Origin of the sequence: Pseudomonas sp. Irchel 3H7 (assembly GCF_900187605.1) — a bacterium.
GTDB lineage: Bacteria > Pseudomonadota > Gammaproteobacteria > Pseudomonadales > Pseudomonadaceae > Aquipseudomonas.
Genome location: NZ_FYEA01000016.1, coordinates 56,409 through 79,152 on the forward strand (window position 1 = coordinate 56,409; position 22,744 = coordinate 79,152).

At 62.1% G+C, this 22,744-nt stretch carries 14 protein-coding genes and 2 pseudogenes; 10 read left to right on the forward strand and 6 right to left on the reverse strand.

Going from position 1 to position 22,744, the window contains the following annotated elements:
• The first annotated feature begins 6 nt into the window (after positions 1-6).
• The 3 genes and pseudogenes from CKW38_RS26310 to CKW38_RS30755 all read left to right on the forward strand — a co-directional run.
• Positions 7-1,323, forward strand: a complete 1,317-nt coding sequence (locus tag CKW38_RS26310) for a Na+/H+ antiporter family protein (protein WP_007920443.1) — start codon at positions 7-9, stop codon at positions 1,321-1,323.
• Between the two features lie 194 nt (positions 1,324-1,517).
• Positions 1,518-2,294, forward strand: a pseudogene (locus CKW38_RS30750) (cache domain-containing protein); the annotation flags it as partial.
• 312 nt (positions 2,295-2,606) lie between these two features.
• Positions 2,607-3,200, forward strand: a pseudogene (locus CKW38_RS30755) (methyl-accepting chemotaxis protein); the annotation flags it as partial.
• 208 nt (positions 3,201-3,408) lie between these two features.
• On the opposite strand, the gene CKW38_RS26320 reads toward CKW38_RS30755, so the two are convergent.
• The gene (locus CKW38_RS26320) at positions 3,409-4,344 is read right to left on the reverse strand and encodes a LysR family transcriptional regulator (protein WP_095114262.1); all 936 of its coding nucleotides are present in this window, start codon (positions 4,342-4,344) and stop codon (positions 3,409-3,411) included.
• 113 nt (positions 4,345-4,457) lie between these two features.
• Between CKW38_RS26320 and CKW38_RS26325 the strand changes: the two genes are divergently transcribed.
• Positions 4,458-4,943 (forward strand): DMT family transporter, encoded by a 486-nt coding sequence (locus CKW38_RS26325; protein WP_016987941.1) that lies wholly within the window; start codon positions 4,458-4,460, stop codon positions 4,941-4,943.
• Between the two features lie 3 nt (positions 4,944-4,946).
• Positions 4,947-5,399 (forward strand): DMT family transporter, encoded by a 453-nt coding sequence (locus CKW38_RS26330; RefSeq protein ID WP_095114263.1) that lies wholly within the window; start codon positions 4,947-4,949, stop codon positions 5,397-5,399.
• A gap of 513 nt (positions 5,400-5,912) precedes the next feature.
• Here the strand turns inward: CKW38_RS26330 and CKW38_RS30240 are convergent.
• The gene (locus CKW38_RS30240) at positions 5,913-6,059 is read right to left on the reverse strand and encodes a hypothetical protein (protein WP_176472373.1); all 147 of its coding nucleotides are present in this window, start codon (positions 6,057-6,059) and stop codon (positions 5,913-5,915) included.
• 392 nt (positions 6,060-6,451) lie between these two features.
• On the opposite strand from CKW38_RS30240, the gene CKW38_RS26340 reads away from it, so the two are divergent.
• Positions 6,452-6,610, forward strand: a complete 159-nt coding sequence (locus CKW38_RS26340) for a metallothionein (protein ID WP_095114264.1) — start codon at positions 6,452-6,454, stop codon at positions 6,608-6,610.
• Between the two features lie 26 nt (positions 6,611-6,636).
• Here CKW38_RS26340 and CKW38_RS26345 read toward each other — a convergent pair whose 3' ends face one another.
• Positions 6,637-6,909 carry a hypothetical protein gene (locus CKW38_RS26345; RefSeq protein WP_007919028.1) on the reverse strand — a complete coding sequence of 91 codons (273 nt, stop codon included), beginning with the start codon at positions 6,907-6,909 and terminating at the stop codon, positions 6,637-6,639.
• 40 nt (positions 6,910-6,949) lie between these two features.
• Positions 6,950-7,177, reverse strand: coding sequence for a DUF6555 family protein (locus CKW38_RS26350; protein ID WP_007919026.1), 228 nt, complete (start codon positions 7,175-7,177; stop codon positions 6,950-6,952).
• A gap of 136 nt (positions 7,178-7,313) precedes the next feature.
• Here CKW38_RS26350 and CKW38_RS26355 point away from each other — a divergent pair, with 136 nt between their 5' ends.
• The 3 genes from CKW38_RS26355 to CKW38_RS26365 all read left to right on the forward strand — a co-directional run bounded on the left by CKW38_RS26355 (position 7,314) and on the right by CKW38_RS26365 (position 9,484).
• Complete coding sequence (locus CKW38_RS26355; protein WP_095114265.1) at positions 7,314-8,087, forward strand: helix-turn-helix domain-containing protein; 774 nt, start codon at positions 7,314-7,316, stop codon at positions 8,085-8,087.
• Between the two features lie 236 nt (positions 8,088-8,323).
• Positions 8,324-8,497 carry a DUF1427 family protein gene (locus CKW38_RS26360; protein ID WP_007969534.1) on the forward strand — a complete coding sequence of 58 codons (174 nt, stop codon included), beginning with the start codon at positions 8,324-8,326 and terminating at the stop codon, positions 8,495-8,497.
• 30 nt (positions 8,498-8,527) lie between these two features.
• Positions 8,528-9,484: a zinc-binding alcohol dehydrogenase family protein gene (locus CKW38_RS26365; RefSeq protein ID WP_095114266.1), complete on the forward strand. Its 957-nt coding sequence runs from the start codon at positions 8,528-8,530 to the stop codon at positions 9,482-9,484.
• Positions 9,485-9,606: 122 nt separating this feature from the next.
• Here the strand turns inward: CKW38_RS26365 and CKW38_RS26370 are convergent, their stop codons facing one another.
• The gene (locus tag CKW38_RS26370; RefSeq protein WP_095114267.1) at positions 9,607-10,629 is read right to left on the reverse strand and encodes a purine nucleoside permease; all 1,023 of its coding nucleotides are present in this window, start codon (positions 10,627-10,629) and stop codon (positions 9,607-9,609) included.
• 15 nt (positions 10,630-10,644) lie between these two features.
• Positions 10,645-11,604 (reverse strand): nucleoside-specific channel-forming protein Tsx, encoded by a 960-nt coding sequence (locus tag CKW38_RS26375; RefSeq protein WP_007919016.1) that lies wholly within the window; start codon positions 11,602-11,604, stop codon positions 10,645-10,647.
• 509 nt (positions 11,605-12,113) lie between these two features.
• Here CKW38_RS26375 and CKW38_RS26380 point away from each other — a divergent pair.
• Positions 12,114-22,640: an autotransporter-associated beta strand repeat-containing protein gene (locus CKW38_RS26380; RefSeq protein WP_095114268.1), complete on the forward strand. Its 10,527-nt coding sequence runs from the start codon at positions 12,114-12,116 to the stop codon at positions 22,638-22,640.
• Positions 22,641-22,744 lie beyond the last annotated feature (104 nt).

A 22,744-nucleotide genomic window follows, 5' to 3' on the forward strand; every position in this document is an offset into this window, starting at 1 on the left:
AGTGAAATGAATGCAGTCATAGCGGCAGTCGGCGTCATGCTGATTCTCAGCCTGTCCCGCGTGCACGTAGTGATCGCCTTGATCGTTGGCGCGCTGGTCGGCGGCCTGACCGGTGGCCTGGGCATCGACGCCACGCTCAAGGCGTTCAACAGCGGCCTGGGCGGCGGGGCGACGGTGGCGTTGTCCTACGCGTTGCTCGGCGCTTTCGCCGTGGCGATTGCCAAGTCGGGCCTGGCCCATGCCCTGGCTGACAAGGCGCTGGCGATGGTTGATCGCCAGCATGCGACCGGCGGTGGCAGCGTCAAATGGCTGCTGATCGGCTTGCTGTGGGTCGTGGCGATCGCTTCGCAGAACATCCTGCCGATCCACATCGCGTTCATTCCGCTACTGGTGCCGCCACTTCTCTATGTACTGACCAAGCTGCAACTCGACCGCCGCTTGATCGCGTGCGTCATGACCTTCGGTCTGATCACGCCGTACATGTTCCTGCCGGTGGGCTTCGGCAACATCTTCCTCAATGAAATCCTGCTGGCCAACGTTGCCCGTAGCGGTGTTGATATCAGCGGCATCAATGTCACCCACGCCATGGGCATTCCGGCGCTGGGCATGGTCTTCGGCCTGGCGATGGCGTTCATCACTTATCGCAAGCGGCGCGTATACGACCTGGCGAAGATTGAGCAGGTCGAGCAAGTGGCGGTGCAGTACAACCCGCTGAGCCTGATGATTGCCGGTGTGGCGATTGCCGCTGCGTTCATCGTGCAACTGCTGCTGGACTCGATGATTATCGGGGCGCTGGTCGGTTTCCTGATCTTCTCGGTGTCGGGCATTGTGAAATGGCGCGAGACCGATGACCTCTTCACCGAGGGCATGAAGATGATGGCGATGATCGGCTTCATCATGATCGCCGCCTCCGGGTTTGCCGAGGTGATGAAGGCCACCGGTGAGGTACAGACCCTGGTCGAGTCGTCGGCGTCGTGGATCAATCACAGCAAGGGCATCGGCGCGTTGTTGATGCTGCTGGTCGGGTTGCTGGTAACCATGGGGATTGGTTCGTCGTTTTCCACGGTGCCTATTCTGGCGGCGATTTTCGTGCCGCTGTGCGTGCAACTGGGCTTCAGCCCGATCGCTATCGTGTGCATCGTCGGTACCGCTGGTGCTTTGGGCGACGCCGGCTCGCCGGCCTCGGACTCGACGCTGGGCCCGACCTCCGGTCTGAACATCGACGGCCAGCATCACCACATCTGGGACACCGTGGTGCCGACGTTCCTGCACTACAACCTGCCGCTGCTGGCGTTCGGCTGGGTGGCCGCGATGGTTCTCTGAACCCCTGAAACCTGTGGGAGCTGGCTTGCCAGCGATGGCGTCGGCACATTCAATATTTATGTGTCAGACACACCGCCATCGCGGGCAAGCCCGCTCCCACAGGTAGATGCAATGTCTGCAGACTCAACTTTTGTGATGGCGTGCCGTTAAAGCCTTTAACCACGCCAATAAAACCAAAAGAGTGAGCTCCCACAATGCGCCTGAGCCTCAAGGCTAAAGTCCTGTCCCTCGCCGTTCTCCCGGTGTTGCTCTTTGCCCTGGTCATCAGCCTGACCACGCTGTTCATCCTCCAGGAACAGGCGCACAAAGAGGTCGAACAGACCCGCGAACGCCTGCTCGGCGATGCCAAAGCCACCCTGCAAAGTTACGTCGCCGTGGCCATGACCACGATCAAGCCGCTGTACGACGCGGCCGCGCCGGGTGATAACGAGGCACGCGCCCAGGCGATCAAACTGCTCTCCGGCATTCGCTACGGCAAGGACGGCTACTTCTTCGGCTACGACTCCGAGACCGTGCGCCTGTTCAAGGCCAACGACCCCGAAGGCGTGGGCAAAAGCTTTAAAGACAACCGCGACCCGAACGGCGTTTACGTCAACCTTGGCTTGGTGAAAGTGGCGAAGGACGGTACGCACTATCTGCAATACAGCTCGCCGTTGCCGGGTAATGCCAAGGTGTTGGTACCGAAACTCGGTTACACCGAATACCTGGCCAAGTGGGATATGGCGGTCGGTACCTCGGTCAACCTCGACGGCATCGAAGCGCAAGTCGCACAGGTCGAAGCGCAAGTGCAGGAGCGTATGCAAGGCGTGGTGCTGAGCATCGTCGGCGTGGCGGTGGTGGTGCTGCTGGTGATCGCGGCGGCGGGGATGTTGCTGGCCAATACCATTTTGCGTCCGTTGACCCTGATGAAAGCCAACCTCGATGACATTGCAGCGGGCGAGGGCGATCTGACCCGTCGCCTGAACATCACCAGCCAGGATGAACTCGGCGAACTGGCCGGCTCGTTCAACCGCTTCGTCGACAAGATCCATGGTCTGGTGCGGCAGATCACCGAGATGACCACGCAACTGACCGGGCTGGTGACGCAAGTGTCCGATCAGGCCCAGCGTTCGGATCAGGCGATGGAGCGTCAGCGTCACGAAACCGATCAGGTCGCCACGGCGATCAATGAAATGTCCGCCGCCGCGCAGGAAGTAGCGAAGAGCGCGCAGAACGCTGCCGTCGCCGCCCAGCAGACCGACGAAGAAGGCCAGAGCGCCAAGCGTGTGGTGGCCGGCAGCATCAAGCAGATTCATGCGCTGGTCGATGACATTCGCAGCAGCGGCGTGTCGCTCGACAGCCTGCAGCAGGACGTGACGTCGATTGTTGGCGTGCTCGGGGTGATCCGTTCGATCGCCGAACAGACCAACCTGCTGGCACTCAACGCGGCGATTGAAGCGGCGCGGGCCGGTGAGGCCGGGCGCGGCTTTGCCGTGGTGGCGGATGAAGTGCGGGCACTGGCCAGTCGCACGCAGATCAGCACCCAGGAAATTCAGGGCATGATCGATCGCTTGCAGGCGGGTACGCAGTCGGCGGTCGAGGCGATGCGCCGTTCCAGCGAGGCGGGTGACGGCACTTCACAGCAGGCTAATCAGGCCGGGGCGTCGCTGGATGCCATGGCCGAGCTGATCGCGACGATCAACTCGATGAACGCGCAGATTGCCAGTGCGGCGGAAGAGCAGACGGCGGTGGCCGAAGAGATCAACCGCAGCGTGCATCAGATTGCGGTGGCGGTGGACAGCGTGGCCGATGAAACGCAGTTGGGTGCACAGACGTCGCGCAGTCTGGCGGAGTTGGGGCAGCGCCTTGGCAAACTCGTGGGTCAGTTCCGGATCTGACAGCTTGAAAAGCCCCTCACCCTAGCCCTCTCCCGGAGGGAGAGGGGACTGACCGAAGTGTCTTGCGTCATACATCGACCTGAAAGATTCAGTCGTTTATGGATTCGGTAAAGCTGTTTCAGGTCGGCGTAGTTCCACAGCATCCCCCAATCAGTCCCCTCTCCCTCCGGGAGAGGGCTAGGGTGAGGGGCTCTTGATCTTCAGCCCCTCAAGGTCTATCCCAGTAGGGCACTTCGCCAAAGCATTCGACAAAGAAATCAATCACCGTCCGCACCTTCACCGACAACCGCCGGCTCCCCGGCCACAACACCGCAATCTGCTGCGGCTCCAGGCTGTTCGACACCTGATATTCCCCCAGCACCGGCACCAGCGTGCCATCGCGCACGGCTTCGCCAATCAGCCAAGACGGAAACATCACCAGCCCCAAACCCTGTTCAGCGGCTTGGGTGAGGGTGTCGGCGTGGTTGCCGGTGATCGGGCCTTTCACCGAATACGGCGTCCAGTCCTCGCCCTCGCGGCGGAAAAACCAGCGTTGCTGGCCGGTCGCGCCTTTGTAAGCCAGGCATTGGTGTTGCGCCAGATCTTCGGGTTTCTGCGGTGTACCGTGGCGCTTGAGATACGCCGGGCTGGCCGCGACCTGAAAGCGATGCGGCGCAAGAATCCGTGCCTGCATGCTCGAGTCGTGCAACGGGCCGATGCGGAACAGCAGGTCGGCGCCTTCCTGCAATGGATCGACGTAGTGGTCGGTCTGCTGGATATCCAGTTGCAGCTTCGGATAGCGCGCGCACAACTGGCCCAGCCACGGCGTCAGATGCCGCTGGCTGAACACCACCGGGGCGTTGATGCGCACCAGCCCGGTGGGCTCGCTTTGCTGTTCCTGCAAGGCCTGTTCGGCTTCTTCCAGTTGCACCAGCACCAGCCGCGCATGGTGACCGAGCATACGCCCGGCTTCGGTCGGCGTGACGGCGCGGGTATGGCGGTAGAGCAATTGCTGGTTCAGCGCCTGCTCCATCAATTGAATCTGCCGGGAGATTGAAGAGGGCGCCACGCCTTCGCGGCGGGCGACTTCGGAAAAACTGCCGTGATCGAGAACGGCCACAAACAGCCTGAGTGCCTTGAATCCGAGTTCGTTGAGCCCGTGCATGGATAATCCTGTTGTGCGTACTGCGCAAAAGTGTTGTCCGGATGCTCCCATTTATCGCACAGCTGCGCCAGTCGATAATCCGCGCCATCGTTTACTTGAGTGGAAGGTTGTTTATGCAGACGTTGGATGAGGTGAGCGTTAGCGCGCCGGCGACGAAGTCGGGGTTGCGCTTGTTGTTGCTGCCGCTGGTGATTCTCGCGGGCATGGGCTTGTCGGTGGAGGCGGGGTTGCTCGGGCCGTTGGGTGTGCAGGTCGGGCATCTGTGGGCGACCTTGAGCATCTTTGGTGTGGGCTCGGCGATTCTGTTTTTACTGTTGTTGTTCGCTGGCCCGCAAAAAGGCCCGGCACTGACTGATCTGCCGCGCTGGCAGTTGATTGGCGGGTTTCTGGGGCCGATGTATGTGGTGGTGCTGACCCTGGCGACGCCGCATATCGGCATTGCGATGACCATGATTGCGATTCTGTCCGGGCAGGTTGGCAAGAGTGTGTTGATTGACCATTTCGGTTGGTTCGGCGCGACGCGCAAGAAGGTCAATGCCGAGCGGTGGCTGGCGTTGGGGTTGATTGTGGTGGCTTTGGTTTTGATTGCGCGGGGGTGAGTGATGAGTCTGGTTATTTTGTTGGCGGTGGTGGTGTTGGCCGGTGCGGTGTTGAGTGTGCAGGCGGCGATCAATGGGCGTCTGGGCGAGAGCGTTGGGGTGTTGCGCAGTAGTTTGCTGACGTTTGTTGTGGGTGCGGTGTCGACCGGGTTGTTGATTTTGTTTTTTGAGCCGGCCCATGCGGTGAGTCTTTTGGATGTGCCGAAGTGGCAGTTGACCGGGGCGCTGTTTGGCGTGGTGTACATGATGGTGATGGTCGGGGCGGTGCCGGTGGTGGGGACGGCTGTGGCGACGGTGGCGGTGATTGTCGGGCAGTTGGGGATGGGGATGTTGATTGATAATTTTGGCTGGTTGGGGAATCCGGCGATTGAGCTTTCTGGTTCGCGGATTTTGGCGATGGTGTGTTTGGGGGTGGCTTTGGTGTTTATGTATAGGAGTTCGCGTCAGGCTGGGTGAGTTGGGTTTAGTTGAGTACATATCCGTTGCTGCGGTCACGGCGGCTTAGGGTTCCGCCCTTACGGCGGGTCACTTTTGACAAACGCCTCAAAAGTAACCAAAAACGCTTGCTCCTACGTACGGCCCGCTCGCTAGGGCTCGGGGTTCCTTCGCTGCGGGATCGATCCGGGCGCAGCGCCTACGGTTTGCTTCGCTGCACCTCCTCTCGCTGTGTTTGGCTGCGCCAAACGGTCGCTGCGCTCCCACGCCCGGATCAATCCCTCCACTCAGCCTTCCGACGTCGCCCGTGGGTCAAGATCAAGAGCAGGCGAGCTGACACTCGGCCTATTGAGTGGTGAAGAGCGGGGCGTGGTCGGCTTTGGATTTGTGGTGGATTTGCCCCTCACCCCAGCCCTCTCCCGAGGGAGAGGGAGCCGGTGGTGGGCCTTTCAGAATCTGAGTTCAACGCGGTATCGCACGTCGGCGTACCTCTCCCAAACACCACAGTCAGTCCCCTCTCCCTCCGGGAGAGGGCTAGGGTGAGGGGCTCTTGATCTGGCTCTTGATCTGGCTCTTGATCTGGCTCTTGATCTGGCTCTTGATCTGGCTCTTGATCTGGCTCTTGATCTGGCTCTTGATCTGGCTCTTGATCTTGCTTCGGCTTTTGATCTTTTGCCCCATCGGCAGGCCGAGCGGAGGTGTTCATCCGGGGTTAGGCGCGCAGCGCCGTGCGGCGTAGCCGCATACATCGAGAGGAGGTGCAGCGAAGCAAACCGTAGGCGATGCCCCCGGATGGACACCGTAGCGAGGGAACACTGAGCCTAAGCGAAGTGCCGTACGCCAGGGGCAAAGCCTTTTGCTTACTTTTCGGCGTCTGGAAAAGTGAGTCGCTGTAAGAGCGAAACCGCCAGCGGCAGCACCCGCAGCAACGGATATGCCCCCAATCCACTCCCCAAATCCACTCCCCAATCGCAAACAAAATCAAAAAGATCGCAGCCTGCAGCAGGTCCTACACTGGATATTACGGCTTGCCCTTCAAGCCCCAGACAACCATTACCCAAGGAGTCTGTCCCATGCCTGATAAAACCTGTGACTGCCCTAAATGCAATTGCAAGCTCGGCGAGCACCCGGTCGTGCGCCATGGCAAGCATTTTTGCTGCGAGGCTTGCGCCCATCATCATGAGAACGGTGCGCAATGTTCAACCAAGGGCTGTAAATGCGCCCACGGATGACGAACGACGCATAAAAAAAGTGGAGCCTAATCAGGCTCCACTTCCAGTTTCATACTTTCATCATCCAGCCGCTCTGTATGCCTCACTGTGCCTTGCAGCCGTCGCCCTTCAACCCTGACCACGATGGTTTTCGCCTGGTCCAGATCTTCAGGCAGCGGCGCCGGCACTCGCAAGGCAAAGCGAAACGGATCACCTTCGACCGCCTCCAGCCCAACGCGACAGTCCACGCTTTTGGTGATCCGCCCAAACAGCGTATCGAGGCCGTAGTCCAGGTGCGCCGGGCTGATGATGTTGCTCATGGTGCATTCCCCCCGAATGATGCCGATCGATGCGCAGAGCTTAGCTGGTCGGTCGCCACACAACGTTTTCCACGCCGAATTTTTCCGCCATCGGTTTGCTGGTCTTCTGCACTTTTTCACGGCCAAAGCGCGGGATGCGACCAACGCCTGCGTCGCAGCTCGCCCAGTGCCACGCCTCGGTGTTGTCCATTTTGTCCGAGCGGATAATGAACGACTTGGGCGTGCCGTGAAGGGTGTATTCGATGACATAGAGTTTTGCGTTGTTCATAAAGCCCGTATTCCTCCCTGTGGTAATAGAGGGATCGCGGCGCTGCGGGAAAATTCACTCGGATTGTCCGACGGTATCTATCGTTGGCGACGCCGTGGCGCACTGGTTACCATGGGTTTTTCGCCAACCCCAATGAATGCTCGCCATGGCCCTTGCCGCACCCCCAGATCTGAGCGATACCGATGTGCCCGTGCAACGTGTGGCGCGGACGTATCCGCGCGGCTTGTTTATCGAGCCGCATGAGCATGTCTGGGGACAGTTGCTGTATGCGATGAGCGGGGTGATGTGGGTCGAGACGCCGCACGAAGCGCTGGTGGTGCCGCCGCAGCGGGCGGTGTGGTTGCCGCCGGGCGTGCCGCACGGGATTCGCGTGGTGTCGGATTTGCAGATGCGCAATATCTACCTGCGCCCGGCGCTGGCGGCGACGCTGGACACGACGGTGCAGGTGATCGAGGTCGGTGGGTTGCTGCGCGAGTTGATTGTCGGGCTGGTGGAGCAGGGCGACAGCGGTGATCCTGCGTATTACGAGGCGTTGGTCGGGCTGGCCTTGCTGGAGCTGAAACGCGCACGGCGTTCACAGCTGAAGATCCCGATGCCGGATGACTCCGACCGGCGCTTGATGAATCTGTGTCAGGCAGTGATGGCGGCGCCGTCGCTGGAGATTCCTTTCGAACAGCATGCGGAAAATGCCGGAGCCAGCGTGCGCACCCTGGCGCGGTTGTTCAAGGACAGCCTCGGCATGGGCTTCGCCGAGTGGCGGCGGCAGGTACAACTGGCGACGGCGGTGGCGGCGTTGATTCAGGGCGTGGCGGTGAGTGTGATTGCCCGGGAGCTCGGCTATTCACCCAGTAGCTTCAGCGACATGTTTCGTCGCGAACTGGGCGTCGCCCCTTCGCAATTCACTCTGTAACGACGCTATATCCTGAACCTACACAGAACCTTGTGGGAGCTGGCTTGCCAGCGATAGCGGTGTGTCAGCCGATGAGGATGTCGGATGTACAGGCCTCATCGCTGGCAAGCCAGCTCCCACAGGGTTTTGTGGTGACTGTGGTTGGTTTGTCCGAAATTCAGAAGTCCTTGGCCGATGCCAACCTCGCCGACTCCCTAAACTTTGCCCATTCCTTTCCACGGGCGGAGTTCCTCCCCATGAATTACCTGATTTCGCTGGCTATCGGTCTGGGCGTCGGTCTGTTGTACGGCGCGCTGGATTTCCGTTCTCCGGCGCCACCGGCTATCGCGCTGGTCGGTTTACTCGGCATGTTGGCCGGTGAGCAGTTGTGGCCGATGGGCCGGCAACTGGTCGCGGGCTGGCTGTCCTGAATTCCCTCTTTTCCTTCGGTGGATGTCCCCATGAAAGCACTGCAATTCGATAAAACCGGCGACCTGTCTTCCCTGCGTTACGTCGAGGTGCCGACTCCGGTACCCGGCGCTGACGAAGTGCTGGTGCAGATCAAGGCTGCTGGCCTCAACCCCAGCGATGTGAAAAACGTCCTCGGCCGCTTCCCCTACACCACGCTGCCGCGAATTCCCGGTCGCGATTTCGCCGGTGTCGTCGTCGAAGGCCCGCAGGCGTTGATCGGTCAGGAAGTCTGGGGCACTGGCCGTGAGCTGGGCTTTTTCGCCGACGGCACGCACGCGCAATTCGTCAAACTGCCGGCCAATGGCATAGCGCAAAAACCGTCGCACCTGAGTTTCACCCAGGCCGCCAGCCTCGGCGTGCCGTACACCACAGCGTGGGATGCGCTGGAACGCAGTCTGGTGACGGCCGAAACGCGTTTGCTGGTGATCGGCGGCGGAGCGGTGGCGACCGCTGCTTTGGCGCTGGCGAAGGTGCGTGGCGCGCAGTTGCTGGCGGCGGCGCGGCGCCCGGAGCAGGTGGCGGAACTGCAAGCGCAGGGTTATCAGACGATTCAACTGGATAAGCCGGAAGACCTCGGCGCGCAGGTCAACGCGGTGTATCGCGGCGGCGCCGATGTGATTTTCGACACCACCGGTTTCTGGCTGCCGGCGTCGGTGGCGGCATTGGCCACGTTCGGACGGATCGCGATCATCGCCGCACCGGTGGACGGGCATGTGCAACTGCCGGCGCTGGCCTTGTATCGCAAGGGCGGTTCGGTGGTCGGGATCAATTCGTTGTTGTATGGCGTTGAAGCGTGTGCGGCGATGCTCGAGCAGTTCGGGCGGTTCTTCGATGAAGGGTTGTTGCCGTTGCCGCAAGGGTTGGTCGAAGTGCCGCTGACCGAAGGCCTGGCGCGCTACGCCGACGTCAATCAAGGCAGTGGCGACAAGGTCATCCTCATTCCCTGATACACCGCAAAACCCCTGTAGGAGTGAGCCTGCTCGCGATAGCGGTGTATCAGTTACTCATGATTAAACTGACACACCGCTATCGCGAGCAGGCTCACTCCTACAGTAGATCGTTGTTGGGTTCAGGATTGCGGGACGCCGTTTTCCCACGCCGACCAGTTTTTCAGTATGTCCTGCACCAGAGGATTCCCCGCGCGATAGAGGTTTTCCAGCGCCGGCACGAAGCCGCCCTGATCGGCGTATTTGAGCAGGTTATCCACTTCACTGCCGCCCGGCTCCGGGCGGTCAAAGTCGGAGCCTGCACGCACCACGGCGAGGCGTTGGACATCGACCAGACCTTCACGACCGGCACGCAGCAAGGCCTCATAGGTCGAGTTGTCTTCCTGCTGCGTCGTGCAGTATTCGCCCTTGTTGTCGGTGAGCAACTTGGTCCAGACCTCGGCCCGCTCGCTCAGGCGCGTTCCGGAAAACCAGGTGTTGCCGGCCAGTGTGTCGCAGCGCGTCACGACCGGCGGCTGATTGGCCGGGGCCGACGGATATTTCAGACGCCACGCGGCGGACTCTTTGCTTTCGCTCAGCTCGACCTTGTGGCTCAGGGCGAAGGCCTTGGCCTGCAGCTTCGGGTTGAGTTCAAAGACTTCGGTCTTGTAATCCAGCGGCGGTTTTTCGTTCGGCCCTTTGGTGTTGATGCCCAGATAGCCGGTCGGCCAGGTCGACGGCGCATCACGCGAATCGATCTCCCATTGCGTGCCGAACTCCACCAGGTAGTGTGCCCATGCAGCGGTGCCGATGGTCCCGTGTTTCGGGCTGATGCCGGCAATGCCGGCGATCAGGAAGTAGCTTTTGCGCAGGTCGAATTTCGGCGACAGCGCCAACGCCAATGTCGAGGCGGCCGCATTGGTCTGGCCCATGCCGGTGGTCAATAGGCACACCTGCTGCGTGTTGCAGCGAATGCTCGGGTACTCGGCGGACAGGCCTGGCACGCGGATTTCCTGCTTCAACGCCAGACGATCAATCCAGTGCTGCGCCTCAGGGGCGAACATGGTGATCAACACGACTTTCGGTTGCATCGGGGCCTCGGCCGCCCACGCGGTGGAGGAGAGCAGGGCCGCACCGGCCAGGGTCAAACGCATCATTGCTTGCATGGAAAACTCCTTGATTCAGAACTGATAACCGACGCCGGCGTAGTAACCCCAGCCGTTGGAACGCGCGCGGAAATTGCCATCGCCAAAATTCAGCTCGCTGCCGTCTTCCCAGTTGCCGCCGTTGTGGAAATAACGGCCGACCAGGGTGAAGCGCAAGTGCGTGAACGAGTAGAGCAGGACGTTGGTCGCCACCGTCGCATTGGCGGTGCGCGCCGGGTTGTCCTTGTGGATGTCCGAGCCGAAATCGAAGTTGGTGAAGCCGATGTAGGTCAATGAGGCGCCGTTGCTGAATTTATCGATCGGCACGATGTACTTGAGCTGTGCACGGTAGCCGTCCCAGGAATATTCGTTGCTGGCACCGTAATTTTCCCACTGATAGCGACCGTACAGATTGGCCGACAGGTTGACCCGCGAGTGCGTGTCGATGTCGGTGCCGAAACCGCTGTACAGCGTGTTGGCGCGGTTCTCTTTGCGGCTGCCGTGGTCGTAGATCCAGTCGAACGCCACATACCATTCCTTGAACGGACCGATGGCCAGGCTGCGGCCAGCGAGGTAGTCGATGGAGATGCGCGGTTCGTGCTCCATGAACACCGGCGAGCCGTGATCCCACACGCCTTTGTCGTGGCTGTTGCCGATGTTGAAGATCTTCGGAATGTCGATGTAGCCGTACAGTTCGAACGGACCTTTGCGGCCGAAGTACTCGTATTCCAGATAGATATCGTCGGCCGGTTGCGGGCCGAAGCTGATGTCCTTGCTGCCGATCAGCATCAGGTCCTGGTTGTACCAGTCCGAGAGGTAGGCGCCTTTTTTCGGCGGGCTGGCTTCGGGGCTGAGGGCTTCGCCCTGGGCGGATTCTTCTTTGGCGGCCGGTTGCGCCAGAGCGCTGTGGCTGAGAAGTCCGGTAACGCCGGTCAGTAGCAAGGAAACAGCAAGCGTGCACGAGAAAGGTGCGCGAAAAGGGCATGCAATGGCCATTCAAAGTCCTTTTTTGCGGATCGAGGCCCGTGTTCCGTGGGCTTGTACGGTTTTGTTACGAAAACGTTGGGATTGACGTTACGCAAACGTTTGCACAAGGCGTACCAGTTTTCTCAATGCCATGAAATATCGAAGAATTCGCAAATTTAACTGACGGACTGATCAGGTATAACTGATCACCGCAAACCCCTGTAGGCCTTCGCCTGCTCGCGATGGCGGTGTGTCAGAAAAGTATCCGTTAACTGACACACCGCCATCGCGAGCAGGCGAAGGCCTACAGGTTCTGCGACAGGTTGAAGGCCCACGAATACGGGCTGAAACGCTTATTCCAGACCCCTCTAGTATTAAAGTATTAACACCATTTAATCCGTGCCCCATTGCCGGGCGTCTACTAGCTTTGTCCCCAATCAACGGTTTTGTGATGACCGTCGCAGTCTTGATTCGCGTGTGGAATAAGCACGGCTCTTCGCGCGCTCAAGGAAGAATTTGGCCACGACAAGGAGTAGCCCGTGGAAGCAAGGTTTGGTGTCGCCCTCGTTTCGCGCTTTTCCCCTCTTTCCCTTGCTGTGCATCTGAGTGTCGCCGGGCTGTTGTTCGGCGGCGTCAGCGCTCCTGCGTTGGCCACGTGCTCCACGGCGGGTTCAACGGTGACCTGCACCGGCGTGCCGAGTCTGCCGCTGTTTCTGAATAATTTTTCCAGCGCCACCAGTGGCCTGACGGTCAACGTCAACAGTGGGGCGCAGATGAACGCGACCCTCGGCGGCCATGTGATGGACCTGACCGGGGTGAACATTTCCCTGAACAACTCCGGCACGCTCGACCCGGCACTGCTCGGCCTGGTCTCGGTGCTGAGCGGCGGCGCGTTCATTGGCACTGGCGCTACGAGTACGGTCAGCGTGCTCAACAACGCCAGCGGGATCATTCGCGGCACGGGCATGTTGCTCGGGCTCAACCTGACCAGCATCGACGGCCTCGGCATTGCGGTGAACAACGCTGCTGCCGGCACCACCAGCATCACCAACAACGGCACCATCACCTCGACCGGTTTGTCGATCGGCGGCATCACCCTCGCCGACACCCCGGTGGTCGGCGTCTACGGCGGCTCGCAGGTCAACATGACCAACAGCAGCACCGGTGTGATCAACGGCCGGATCGCGTTCGAAACATCGGCGGCAGGCAATACCTTCACCAACGCCGGTGCGATTACCGGCGGCGTGTCGATGGGCGCGGCCAGCACCAACACCTTCACCGCGGTGACCGGTTCCAGCGTCAACGTCGGTGACGGTGTACAGATCAGCGTCGGCCTCGGCGGTTTGATCGGCATCAATCTGACCTTCGCTCCGACCGGCACGGTCGATGGTGGCGCGGGCGGCACCAACAGCCTGATCCTGCAAAACCCGATCGGCGTCGGCGGCGGCACCACGGGTGTCGGCACCGCATCGAGCGCGACCTACGTCAACTTCAACAACCTGACCCTCAATAGCGGCACCTGGACCTTGCAGGGGCCATTGGTCAGCGGCGCGACCACGCTTAACGGTGGTGTCGCCCAGTTCAACAACAACGCCACGTTCGGCAGCGGCGTGATCACCTCCAACGGCGGGATACTCCAGGCCAGCAATGCCGGGTTGAACGTCAGTAACCTGATTTCCCTCGGCGCGGGCGGCGTGACAGTGCAAGGTACCAACGCCACCACCCTGAGCGGCGTCATTTCCGGCAGCGGCGGCCTGACCAAAGTCGGTTCCGGGCAACTGAGCCTCAGCGCCGCCAACACCTACCTGGGCAACACCACGCTCAACGGCGGCACCGTGCAGTTGGGCAACAACCTGGCGCTGAGCACCGGCACCCTCAACGTCACTGGCGCGACAACGTTGAGCGCCCCGGGCACGATCAGCCTGAACAACGCCATCAGCCTCGGCGGCACCTTGACCGCCGGCGGCACTGGCGCGCTGACCCTCGGCGGTTTGATCAGCGGCAGCAGCGGCCTGACCAAAACCGGCAGCGGCAGCCTGACTGTCAGTGGCGCCAACAGCGGGTTCACCGGCACCACCACCCTGAGCGCCGGCACCCTGCTGGTGACCAACAACAACTCGCTGGGTAGTGGCGCGCTGAATACCGCCGCCGGCACCAGTCTGGACAGCACCACCAACGTCACCCTGGCCAACAACATCGGCATGACCGGTGCGCTCAACGTGCTCGGCAGCAATGCCCTGACACTCGGCGGCGTGTTGTCCGGCACTGGTGGGATTACCAAATCCGGCAGCGCCAGCCTGACCTTGAGCGGCAACAACACCAACAGCGGCAACACGCTGCTCAATGCCGGCAGCCTGTTCGTTGGCAGCAACACCGCGCTGGGTACGGGCGCGTTGAACGCGGCGGCCGGTACCACACTGGATGCGACCACGGCGGTGACTCTCGCCAACGCCGTCGCGCTGGCGGCCGATCTGACCATCGGCGGCACGCAGGCGCTGGGTTTGAGCGGCGTCATCAGCGGTGCCGGTAATCTGATCAAGAACGGCACCGCCAACCTCAGCCTCAGCGGCAACAACACCTTTTCCGGCGGTACCGCGCTGAATGCCGGCACGCTGATTGTCGGCTCCAACACCGCGCTGGGCACGGGTGCCTTGACCACGGCGGCGGGCACCACCCTCGATGCCAGCACTGCCGTTGCGCTAACCAACGCAGTCTCACTCGGCGGCAACCTGACTGTCGGCGGCAGTGCCAACCTGACCCTGGGCGGGATTGTCAGCGGCAGCGGCGGGCTGACCAAAAACGGCGCGGCCAACCTGATTCTCAACGGCGCCAACACCTTCCTCGGTGCCGTCGCGTTGAACGCGGGTACGATCACGGCGGGCGCCAACGCGGCGCTGGGCAGTGGCAACATCACCGTCGGCGGCGTGGCCGCCCTCGACAGCAATGCGACGGTGACCCTGAACAATGCCATCATTCTCAACAACAGCCTGGGCATTGGCGGCAGCAACGCGCTGACCCTCGGCGGCGTGATCAGCGGCACCAGCCAACTGGTGAAAAACGGCGCCGCCAATCTCACGCTCAATGGCACCAATACCTACAGCGGCGGCACCACGCTGAATGCCGGCAGCTTGACGGTCGGCAACGGCGCGGCACTGGGCACTGGCGTCTTGTCGGTGGAAGGCGCGGGCACCCTCAACAGCAGTTCGGCCGTGACCCTCAACAACAACGTCATTCTCAACGCCAACCTCACCGCCGGCGGCGCCAATGCGCTGACCCTTGGCGGGGTGATCAGTGGCGGTAACGGTCTGATCAAAACCGGCGCTTCGAGTCTGACCCTCAACGGCAACAACACCTACACTGGCACCACGGCGCTGAACGCCGGTTCACTGATTGTCGGTTCCAGCACCGCCCTGGGCACCGGCACACTCAACGCCTCGAACGGCACCACCCTCGATACCAGTACCGCCGCGACCTTGGCCAACAACGTCAACCTCGCCGGCACTCTGACCCTGGGTGGCTCCAATGCGCTGACCCTCGGCGGCGTGGTCGCCGGTATCGGTGGACTGACCAAGAACGGTGCTGCCGACCTGACCCTCAACGGCGCCAACACTTATTTTGGCAATACCCTGTTGAACACCGGCAAACTGACCGTCGGCAGCAACACCGCGCTGGGTTCCGGCACGTTGAACGCGGCGGCCAACACCACGCTGGATGCCAACACCGCCGTCAGCCTGAACAATGCCGTGGCACTCGCCGGTGCCTTGAACATCGGCGGCACAGCGGATATGACCCTGACCGGTCTGGTCAGCGGGGCTGGCAGTCTGGTGAAAGACGGCGCGGCCAATCTGATTCTCAATGCCGCCAACAACTACCTCGGCGGCACCACGCTGAACGCCGGCACTCTGACCGTCGGCAACAGTTCGGCGCTCGGTTCCGGTGCATTGACCGTCGCTGGCGCCGCGACACTGGACAGCAACTCGCCGCTGGTCAGCCTCAACAACAATGTCGCCCTGAATGCGGCGCTGACCGTGGGCGGTACGCAGAACCTGACCCTCGGCGGCGTGACCAGTGGCACCGGCCAGTTGATCAAGGACGGCGCAGCCAACCTGACCGTCAATGGCAACAACACCTTCAGCGGCGGCACCACACTCAACGCCGGCACGTTGACCCTTGGCAATGCCAACGGTCTGGGCAGTGGCGCATTGGTCGTCGGTGGCGCGGCAACGCTGGATAACAGCGCATCGTTCGGCATCGGCAACGCCATTACCCTGAATGCCGGACTGACCGTCGCCGGCAACAACGATTTGAGCTTGAACGGCATCATTGACGGCGCCGGCAGCCTGACCAAAAACGGCCTTTCAGACCTGACCCTGGCCGGCAATAACACCTTCACTGGCGCGCTGAACATCATTTCGGGCAGCGTCACCACGCTCAATACCAACGCATTGGGCAACACCTCCGGCGTCAACATCAGCGCCGGCGCCGGCCTGAATCTGGGCAGTGACGCCAGCCTCGGCGCGCTGAGCGGCAGCGGCAGTGTGCAACTGACCGGCAGCAACACCCTGACGGTCGGCACCGGCAACGTCACCAGCATCTTTGATGGCGATCTCAGCGGCAGCGGCGGCCTGGTCAAAGTCGGTAACGGCACCTTGAACCTCACTGGCATCAACGGCATTACCGGCAATACCGCGATCGATGGCGGTATCGTGAACCTGAGCGGTTCGCTGGGCAGTGCTCAACTCAACGTCAATACCGGCGGCACCCTGACCGGTACCGGCTCGGCGCTCGGCGCGGTCAACATCAACAACGGTGGGCATCTGGCGTTGGCGTCGGGCAACACCTTGTCGGCGAGTGCTCTGACTCTCGGCGCCGGCAGCAACGTTGATGTGGCACTGGGCACTCCGTCGACCGCGTCGCTGATGAACGTCGGCGGCAACCTCACCCTTGACGGCAATCTCAACGTCAGCGATGCCGGTGGTTTCGGCGTTGGTGTGTATCGCCTGTTCAACTACACCGGTGCCCTGACTAATCTCGGTCTGGACGTGGCCAGCGTGCCGGTCGGTTACGGCCTCGGCGACCTGGTGGTGCAGACCGGCGTGGCCAATCAGATCAACATTCAAGTGTCGGCGCCGAACGTCAACATTCGTTACTGGGACGGCAGCCAGACCATCGCCAACGGCGTGGTCGATGGCGGCAGCGGCACGTGGAACGCGGTCGGCACCAACTGGACCGACGCCAACGGTTTGGTCAACCAACCGTGGGCCGGCGACTTCGCGGTGTTCCAGGGCACTGCCGGCACGGTGACGGTGAACGGCACGCAAGCGTTTACCGGCATGCAATTCCTCACCGATGGCTACAACGTGGTCAACGGTGCGGCGGGGCAACTCACGGCGGTCAACGGCACCGGCGGCACCACTTCGTTGCGCGTCGATCCGGGCGTCACGGCGACCATCAATGCCAATATCGATGGCAGCGGCATCCTTAATAAACTTGACGCCGGCACCCTGGTGCTCGGCGGTGCCAACACTTATACCGGCGGCACACAACTGGACGGTGGCAAGATTATCGTCGGCAGCAATACGGCGCTCGGTACCGGTACGCTGACGGCGAATGCCGGTACGCAGCTGGACAGCAACGCGGCGGTGACACTGGCCAACGCGGCGACGCTGAACGGCAACCTGACCATCGTCGGCAGCAATGCCCTGACCCTCAACGGCGTGATTGGCGGCACCGGTGGCCTGATCAAAACCGGCGCGGCCAACCTGACCCTCGGCGGCAACAATGCCTTCCTCGGGCCGGTCGCGCTGAATGCCGGCGGACTGGTTCTGGCGTCGAACTCGGCGCTCGGCTCGGGCACGCTGAATGCAGCGGGCGGCACCACGCTGGATGCCAGCACCGGGGTTTCGCTGAACAACGCGGTCAACCTCGCGGGCAACCTCGGCATTGGCGGCACGGCGGATCTGACCCTGGCCGGCACGGTCAACGGCGCCGGCAGCCTGAGCAAAAACGGCGCGGCCAACCTGAGCCTGAGTGGCAACAATAATTTTCTTGGTGGCGTGACCCTCAACGCGGGCACCCTGACCGCCGGCAGCAACTCGGCGCTGGGCCTGGGCAATCTCACCGTAGCCGGCGCCTCCGCGCTGGACAGCAACAGTGCGCTGAGCCTGGGCAACAACGTTGTGCTCAATGCCAATCTGAGCAACACCGGCAGCAACAACCTGACCCTCGCGGGTGTGGTCAGCGGCGCGGGTGGCTTGATCAAGGACGGCGCGTCGAACCTGACACTCAACGGCGTCAACACTTACACCGGCGGCACCACGTTGAACGCCGGTACGCTGACCCTCGGCACCGGTTCGGCATTGGGCAGCGGCGCACTGACCGTGGCCGGCACCTCGAGCCTCGACACCAGTGCGCCGCTGGTGCTGGCGAACAACGTCAACGTCAATGCCAACCTGAGTCTGGCCGGCAACAACAACCTGACCCTCGGCGGCGTGATTGCCGGTGCGGGCACTCTGACCAAGAACGGTCTGGCCGACGTGACACTGTCCGGCAACAACACCTTCAGCGGCACTTTCGATGTACTGTCCGGCAGCCTGACCACCCTGAACGGCACGGCATTGGGCAATAACGCCACGGTCAATCTCGCGGGCGGCGCGGCGCTGAATCTCGGTGCTTCGGGCAGCCTTGCCAGCCTCACCGGCAGCGGTACGGCGCTGATCGGCACTGGCAACACGCTGAGCCTCGGCGGCAACAATGTCAGCAGCACCTTCGCCGGCATCCTCAGCGGTGACGGCGGTCTGAGCAAACTCGGCAGCGGCACCCTGACCCTCAGCGGCATCAGCGATCTGACCGGTGACACCAACGTCAACGCCGGTACCTTGCAGGTCAACGGTTCGCTGGCCAGCGGCAATGTGCTGGTCAACAACGGCGGCACCCTCGGCGGCAGCGGCACCTTGACCGGTGCCGTGACGGTGGCCGATGGCGGTCATCTGACGGGCGTCACCGGCAGTACGCTGAACGTCAGTTCGCTGGTGTTCAACGGCAATTCAAACTTCGACGTCGGCCTCGGCACACCGGTGTCCGGTGGCGGCAATGCGCTGGTCAATGTCGGCGGCAACCTGACCCTCGACGGCACCCTGAACGTCAGCGACATCGGTGGTTTTGGCAGCGGTGTCTATCGCCTGATCGACTACACCGGCGGCCTGACCGACAACGGCATGCTCTTCGGCACACTGCCGGGCAGCGTGACGCCGGGCGATCTGACCCTGCAAACCGCGCTGGCCAATCAGATCAACCTGCTGGTCACCGCACCGGGCGTCACCGTGCAGTTCTGGGACGGCAATCAACTGATGGCCAACGGTTCGGTGGAGGGTGGCAGCGGCGCCTGGGGCACCGGCACCACCAACTGGACCGACGTCAACGGCACCACCAACCAGGCCTGGACCAACAATTTTGCGGTGTTCCAGGGCGCGGCCGGCACAGTGACTGTCAACGGCTCGCAAACCATCACCGGCATGCAGTTCGTCACCGACGGCTACAGCCTGGTGAACGGCGCGGCGGGCTCGTTGAATCTGGTCAACGGTTCGCTGGGCAATGCCACGGTGCGGGTTGACCCGAACGCCACGGCAACCATTGGTGTCGCGCTGAACGGCAGCGGCACGCTGGGCAAATACGACACGGGTACGCTGGTGCTCAACGCGGCCAACGGCTACACCGGTGGCACGGCGCTCAATGGCGGCAAGATTGTGGTCGGCAACAACACGGCGCTCGGCAGCGGTGTGTTGACCGCCGCCGCCGATGGCACGGCGCTGGACAGCAATGCGGCCGTCAGCCTCGGTAACGACGTGGTCGTCAACGGTGGTTTGACCGTTGCCGGTTCCAACGCCCTGACCCTCGACGGCGTGGTCAGTGGCAGCGGCAGCATCATCAAGGCCGGCGCTTCGAGCCTGACCCTCAACGGCAGCAACACTTACAGCGGCGGCACTCAACTCGCCGGCGGTACGCTGATCCTCGGCAACAACAGTGCAATCAGCAGCGGTGCACTCAACGTGACCGGCACCGGCACCCTCGACAGCACCTCGGCATTGCAACTGGCCAACACCGTCAACCTTGGCGCGCAACTGATCCTCGCCGGCAACCAGAACACCACGTTGATCGGTGCTGTGACTGGCACCGGCAGTCTGGTGAAAAACGGTAGCGGTGATCTCGTGCTCAGTGGTGCCAATACCTACAGCGGCGGCACCACCCTGAACGGCGGCACGACGCGCGGCGATACCAGTAGCCTGCAAGGTGCAATCGTCAACAACGCGACGCTGACCTTCGAGCAAAACGCCGATGGCAGCTACACCGGCAATCTCACCGGCGCCGGTACGCTGAACAAAACCGGTACGGGTGAGTTGCTGCTGACTGGCAACAACAGCTTTACCGGCAACACGTCGGTGCAGGCCGGCAACCTGATCGTAAATGGTGTGCTCAACAGCGCCAACGTCAGTGTCGCCAGCGGCGCGAGCATCGGCGGTGGCGGCCAACTCGGCGGCGCCGTGCAACTGGCCAGCGGTGCGACGCTGGCCGGTGGCGGTACAGCAACGCCTTTGTCAGTCGGTTCGCTGGCACTGTCGTCGGGAACCAATCTGGACTTCAGCCTCGGCGCGGCGACCAGTTCGACCACCGTGGTCAATGTTGCCGGCAACCTGACCCTCGACGGTACGTTGAACATCAGCAACGCCGGCGGTTTCGGCACCGGCGTTTATCAACTGTTCAGCTACGGCGGCAGCCTGACCGACAACGGTCTGGTGTATGGCAGCCTGCCGGTGTCGGCGGCCAATCTGACCCTGCAAACGGCTATCGCCAATCAGATCAACCTGCTGGTGCAAGGCACCCCGGGTGAGGTGCAGTTCTGGAACGGTGGCACCACCAACCCGGACGGCAGCATCGGTGGCGGCAGCGGCGTGTGGGGGCCGGGTACTAACTGGACCGATCCGAGCGGTACTCAGGCCCTGGCTTCAAATGGTCAGTTCGCGGTGTTCGGCGGTCAGGCAGGTACGGTCACCGTGCAGGGCAATCAGAACTTTACCGGCCTGCAATTCCTCGCCAATGGCTACAGCCTGATGCCGGGTGCCGGTGGCTCACTGACCCCGGTCAACGGGACGGACGGCAGCCTTGCACCGGTGCGCGTCAACGCCGGCGCGAGTGCGGAAATCTCCGCGCCGCTGGTGGGCACTGGCGGGATCGAAAAACTCGATTCCGGCACGCTGGTGCTCAGTGGCGCCAACACCTACAGCGGTGGCACCACGGTCAGCGGCGGTACGCTGGTCGGTAACACCACCAGCCTGCAGGGCAACATCCTCAACAACGCATCGCTGCTCTTCTTGCAGAACTTCAATGGTCAGTTCAACGGATCGCTGCGTGGACTTGGCGCGATGCTCAAACGCGGTACCGGCACCTTGCTGTTGACCGGTGATAATCCGTTCAGCGGCACGGTCGCGGTCGATCAAGGTGTGTTGCAAGTCGGCAGCCTTGCGGCGCGCGCTTCGTTGGGTGGGCAAGTCACCGTGGCCAACGGCGCCGGTCTGAGCGGCAACGGCAGTGTCGGCTCGGTGGTCAACCATGGCGTTGTCGCCTCGGGTTCTGAAGCGGGCACCTTGAGCGTGGCCGGTAACCTGACCAACGCTAGCGACGGTGTGCTGGCCTTGACCGTCAGTTCGCCAACCGCGACGCCACTGGCAATCGGCGGCACGGCAAATCTGGGCGGCGCTTTGCAAGTCAACTCGCTGGCACCGTTCACCGGCAACACCACGTATTCGCTGATTACGGCGGGCGGTGGCGTAAACGGCACCTTCAGCGTTGCGGACCTGCCGCAATATGCGTTCCTCAACAGCGCACTGGTGTATGACGCTAATGCGGTGAACCTGGTGGTCAGCCGCAACGGCAATTCCTTCGCCGATGTCGCCGCCACTGGCAACCAGTTCAGAACCGCCACCGCGCTGTCGAACAACGGCCCGGCCGGTGCGGCGTTGCAGAACGAGATCGTCAACCTCAGTGTCGCCGGTGCGCGTAATGCCTTCGACAGTCTGTCCGGTGAGATCCACGCCAGCACCGCCAGCGCCATCCTCGAGGATTCGCGCTACGTGCGTGACGCGGTCAACGATCGCATGCGCCAACCGTCATGCAGCGCGGCGGATGATCCACGCCGTGCCCTGGCGCCAAGTGACAACCAATTGAGCAGCAACGGTTGCCACGGCGAAATGGTCGGCTGGGCGCGGGCACTCGGTGCCTGGGGCGAGTCGGATGGCGACAGCAACGCGGCGAAACTCGACCGTAACCTCAGCGGCTTCATGCTCGGTACCGACAAGCAACTCGATGACCAGTGGCGCGTGGGCATGGCCGCCGGTTACACCCGCAGCGACCTCGATGCCCATGACCGTCGCTCGGATGCCACCGTCGAAAGCTACCACCTGGCGGCGTATCTCAATTCGCAGTTTGACGCCTTGGCGGTGCGCCTCGGCGCGGCTTACAGCTGGCACGACATCGAGACCAAACGCAACGTCAGCGTCGGCAGCTACAACGATCGCCTGAAGGCCAATTACGATGCGCGCAGTGCGCAGGTATTCGGTGAAGTCGGCTACGCCATCGACGCTGGCGGCATTGCCCTCGAACCGTTTGCCGGTCTGGCCTACGTCAACTACGACACTGACAAAGCCAAGGAGAAGGGTGGAGTAGGGCGCCTGGAGGCCGATGCCGATCAGGACATCACCTTCTCGACCCTCGGCGTGCGTGCCGGCAAAGTCATCACCCTGGCCAACGGCGGGCAATTCACCCCGCGCGCGGCCATCGGCTGGCGCCATGCCTTTGGTGATACCAAGCCTGACGCCGACCTGACCTTCATCGACGGCGGCGCCTCGTTCAGCACCCAAGGCGTGCCGATCGCCAAGGACAGCGCCATCGTTGAAGCGGGGGTCGACTTCCAGATCAGCCCGACCGGCAAACTCGGCGTCGGCTACTCGGGGCAACTGTCGAACGACAGCAACGACCATGCGATGACCATCAGCTTCAGCCTGGGCTTCTGATTTAGGGTCGAAGCACTTTTAGCCGCCCGTAAGGGCGGTTTTTTTTGCCTTGCCTCAAGCTGCTCGTTCCCACGCTCTGCGTGGGAATGCCTCTAGGGACGCTC

Bases quoted from the DNA above. Each gene is read 5' to 3' on its own strand.
- CKW38_RS26310 (WP_007920443.1), top strand. From the start codon at position 7: ATGAATGCAGTCATAGCGGCAGTCGGCGTCATGCTGATTCTCAGCCTG.
- CKW38_RS26320 (WP_095114262.1), bottom strand. From the start codon at position 4,344: ATGCACGGGCTCAACGAACTCGGATTCAAGGCACTCAGGCTGTTTGTG.
- CKW38_RS26325 (WP_016987941.1), top strand. From the start codon at position 4,458: ATGCAGACGTTGGATGAGGTGAGCGTTAGCGCGCCGGCGACGAAGTCG.
- CKW38_RS26330 (WP_095114263.1), top strand. From the start codon at position 4,947: ATGAGTCTGGTTATTTTGTTGGCGGTGGTGGTGTTGGCCGGTGCGGTG.
- CKW38_RS30240 (WP_176472373.1), bottom strand. From the start codon at position 6,059: ATGGGGCAAAAGATCAAAAGCCGAAGCAAGATCAAGAGCCAGATCAAG.
- CKW38_RS26340 (WP_095114264.1), top strand. From the start codon at position 6,452: ATGCCTGATAAAACCTGTGACTGCCCTAAATGCAATTGCAAGCTCGGC.
- CKW38_RS26345 (WP_007919028.1), bottom strand. From the start codon at position 6,909: ATGAGCAACATCATCAGCCCGGCGCACCTGGACTACGGCCTCGATACG.
- CKW38_RS26350 (WP_007919026.1), bottom strand. From the start codon at position 7,177: ATGAACAACGCAAAACTCTATGTCATCGAATACACCCTTCACGGCACG.
- CKW38_RS26355 (WP_095114265.1), top strand. From the start codon at position 7,314: ATGCTCGCCATGGCCCTTGCCGCACCCCCAGATCTGAGCGATACCGAT.
- CKW38_RS26360 (WP_007969534.1), top strand. From the start codon at position 8,324: ATGAATTACCTGATTTCGCTGGCTATCGGTCTGGGCGTCGGTCTGTTG.
- CKW38_RS26365 (WP_095114266.1), top strand. From the start codon at position 8,528: ATGAAAGCACTGCAATTCGATAAAACCGGCGACCTGTCTTCCCTGCGT.
- CKW38_RS26370 (WP_095114267.1), bottom strand. From the start codon at position 10,629: ATGCAAGCAATGATGCGTTTGACCCTGGCCGGTGCGGCCCTGCTCTCC.
- CKW38_RS26375 (WP_007919016.1), bottom strand. From the start codon at position 11,604: ATGGCCATTGCATGCCCTTTTCGCGCACCTTTCTCGTGCACGCTTGCT.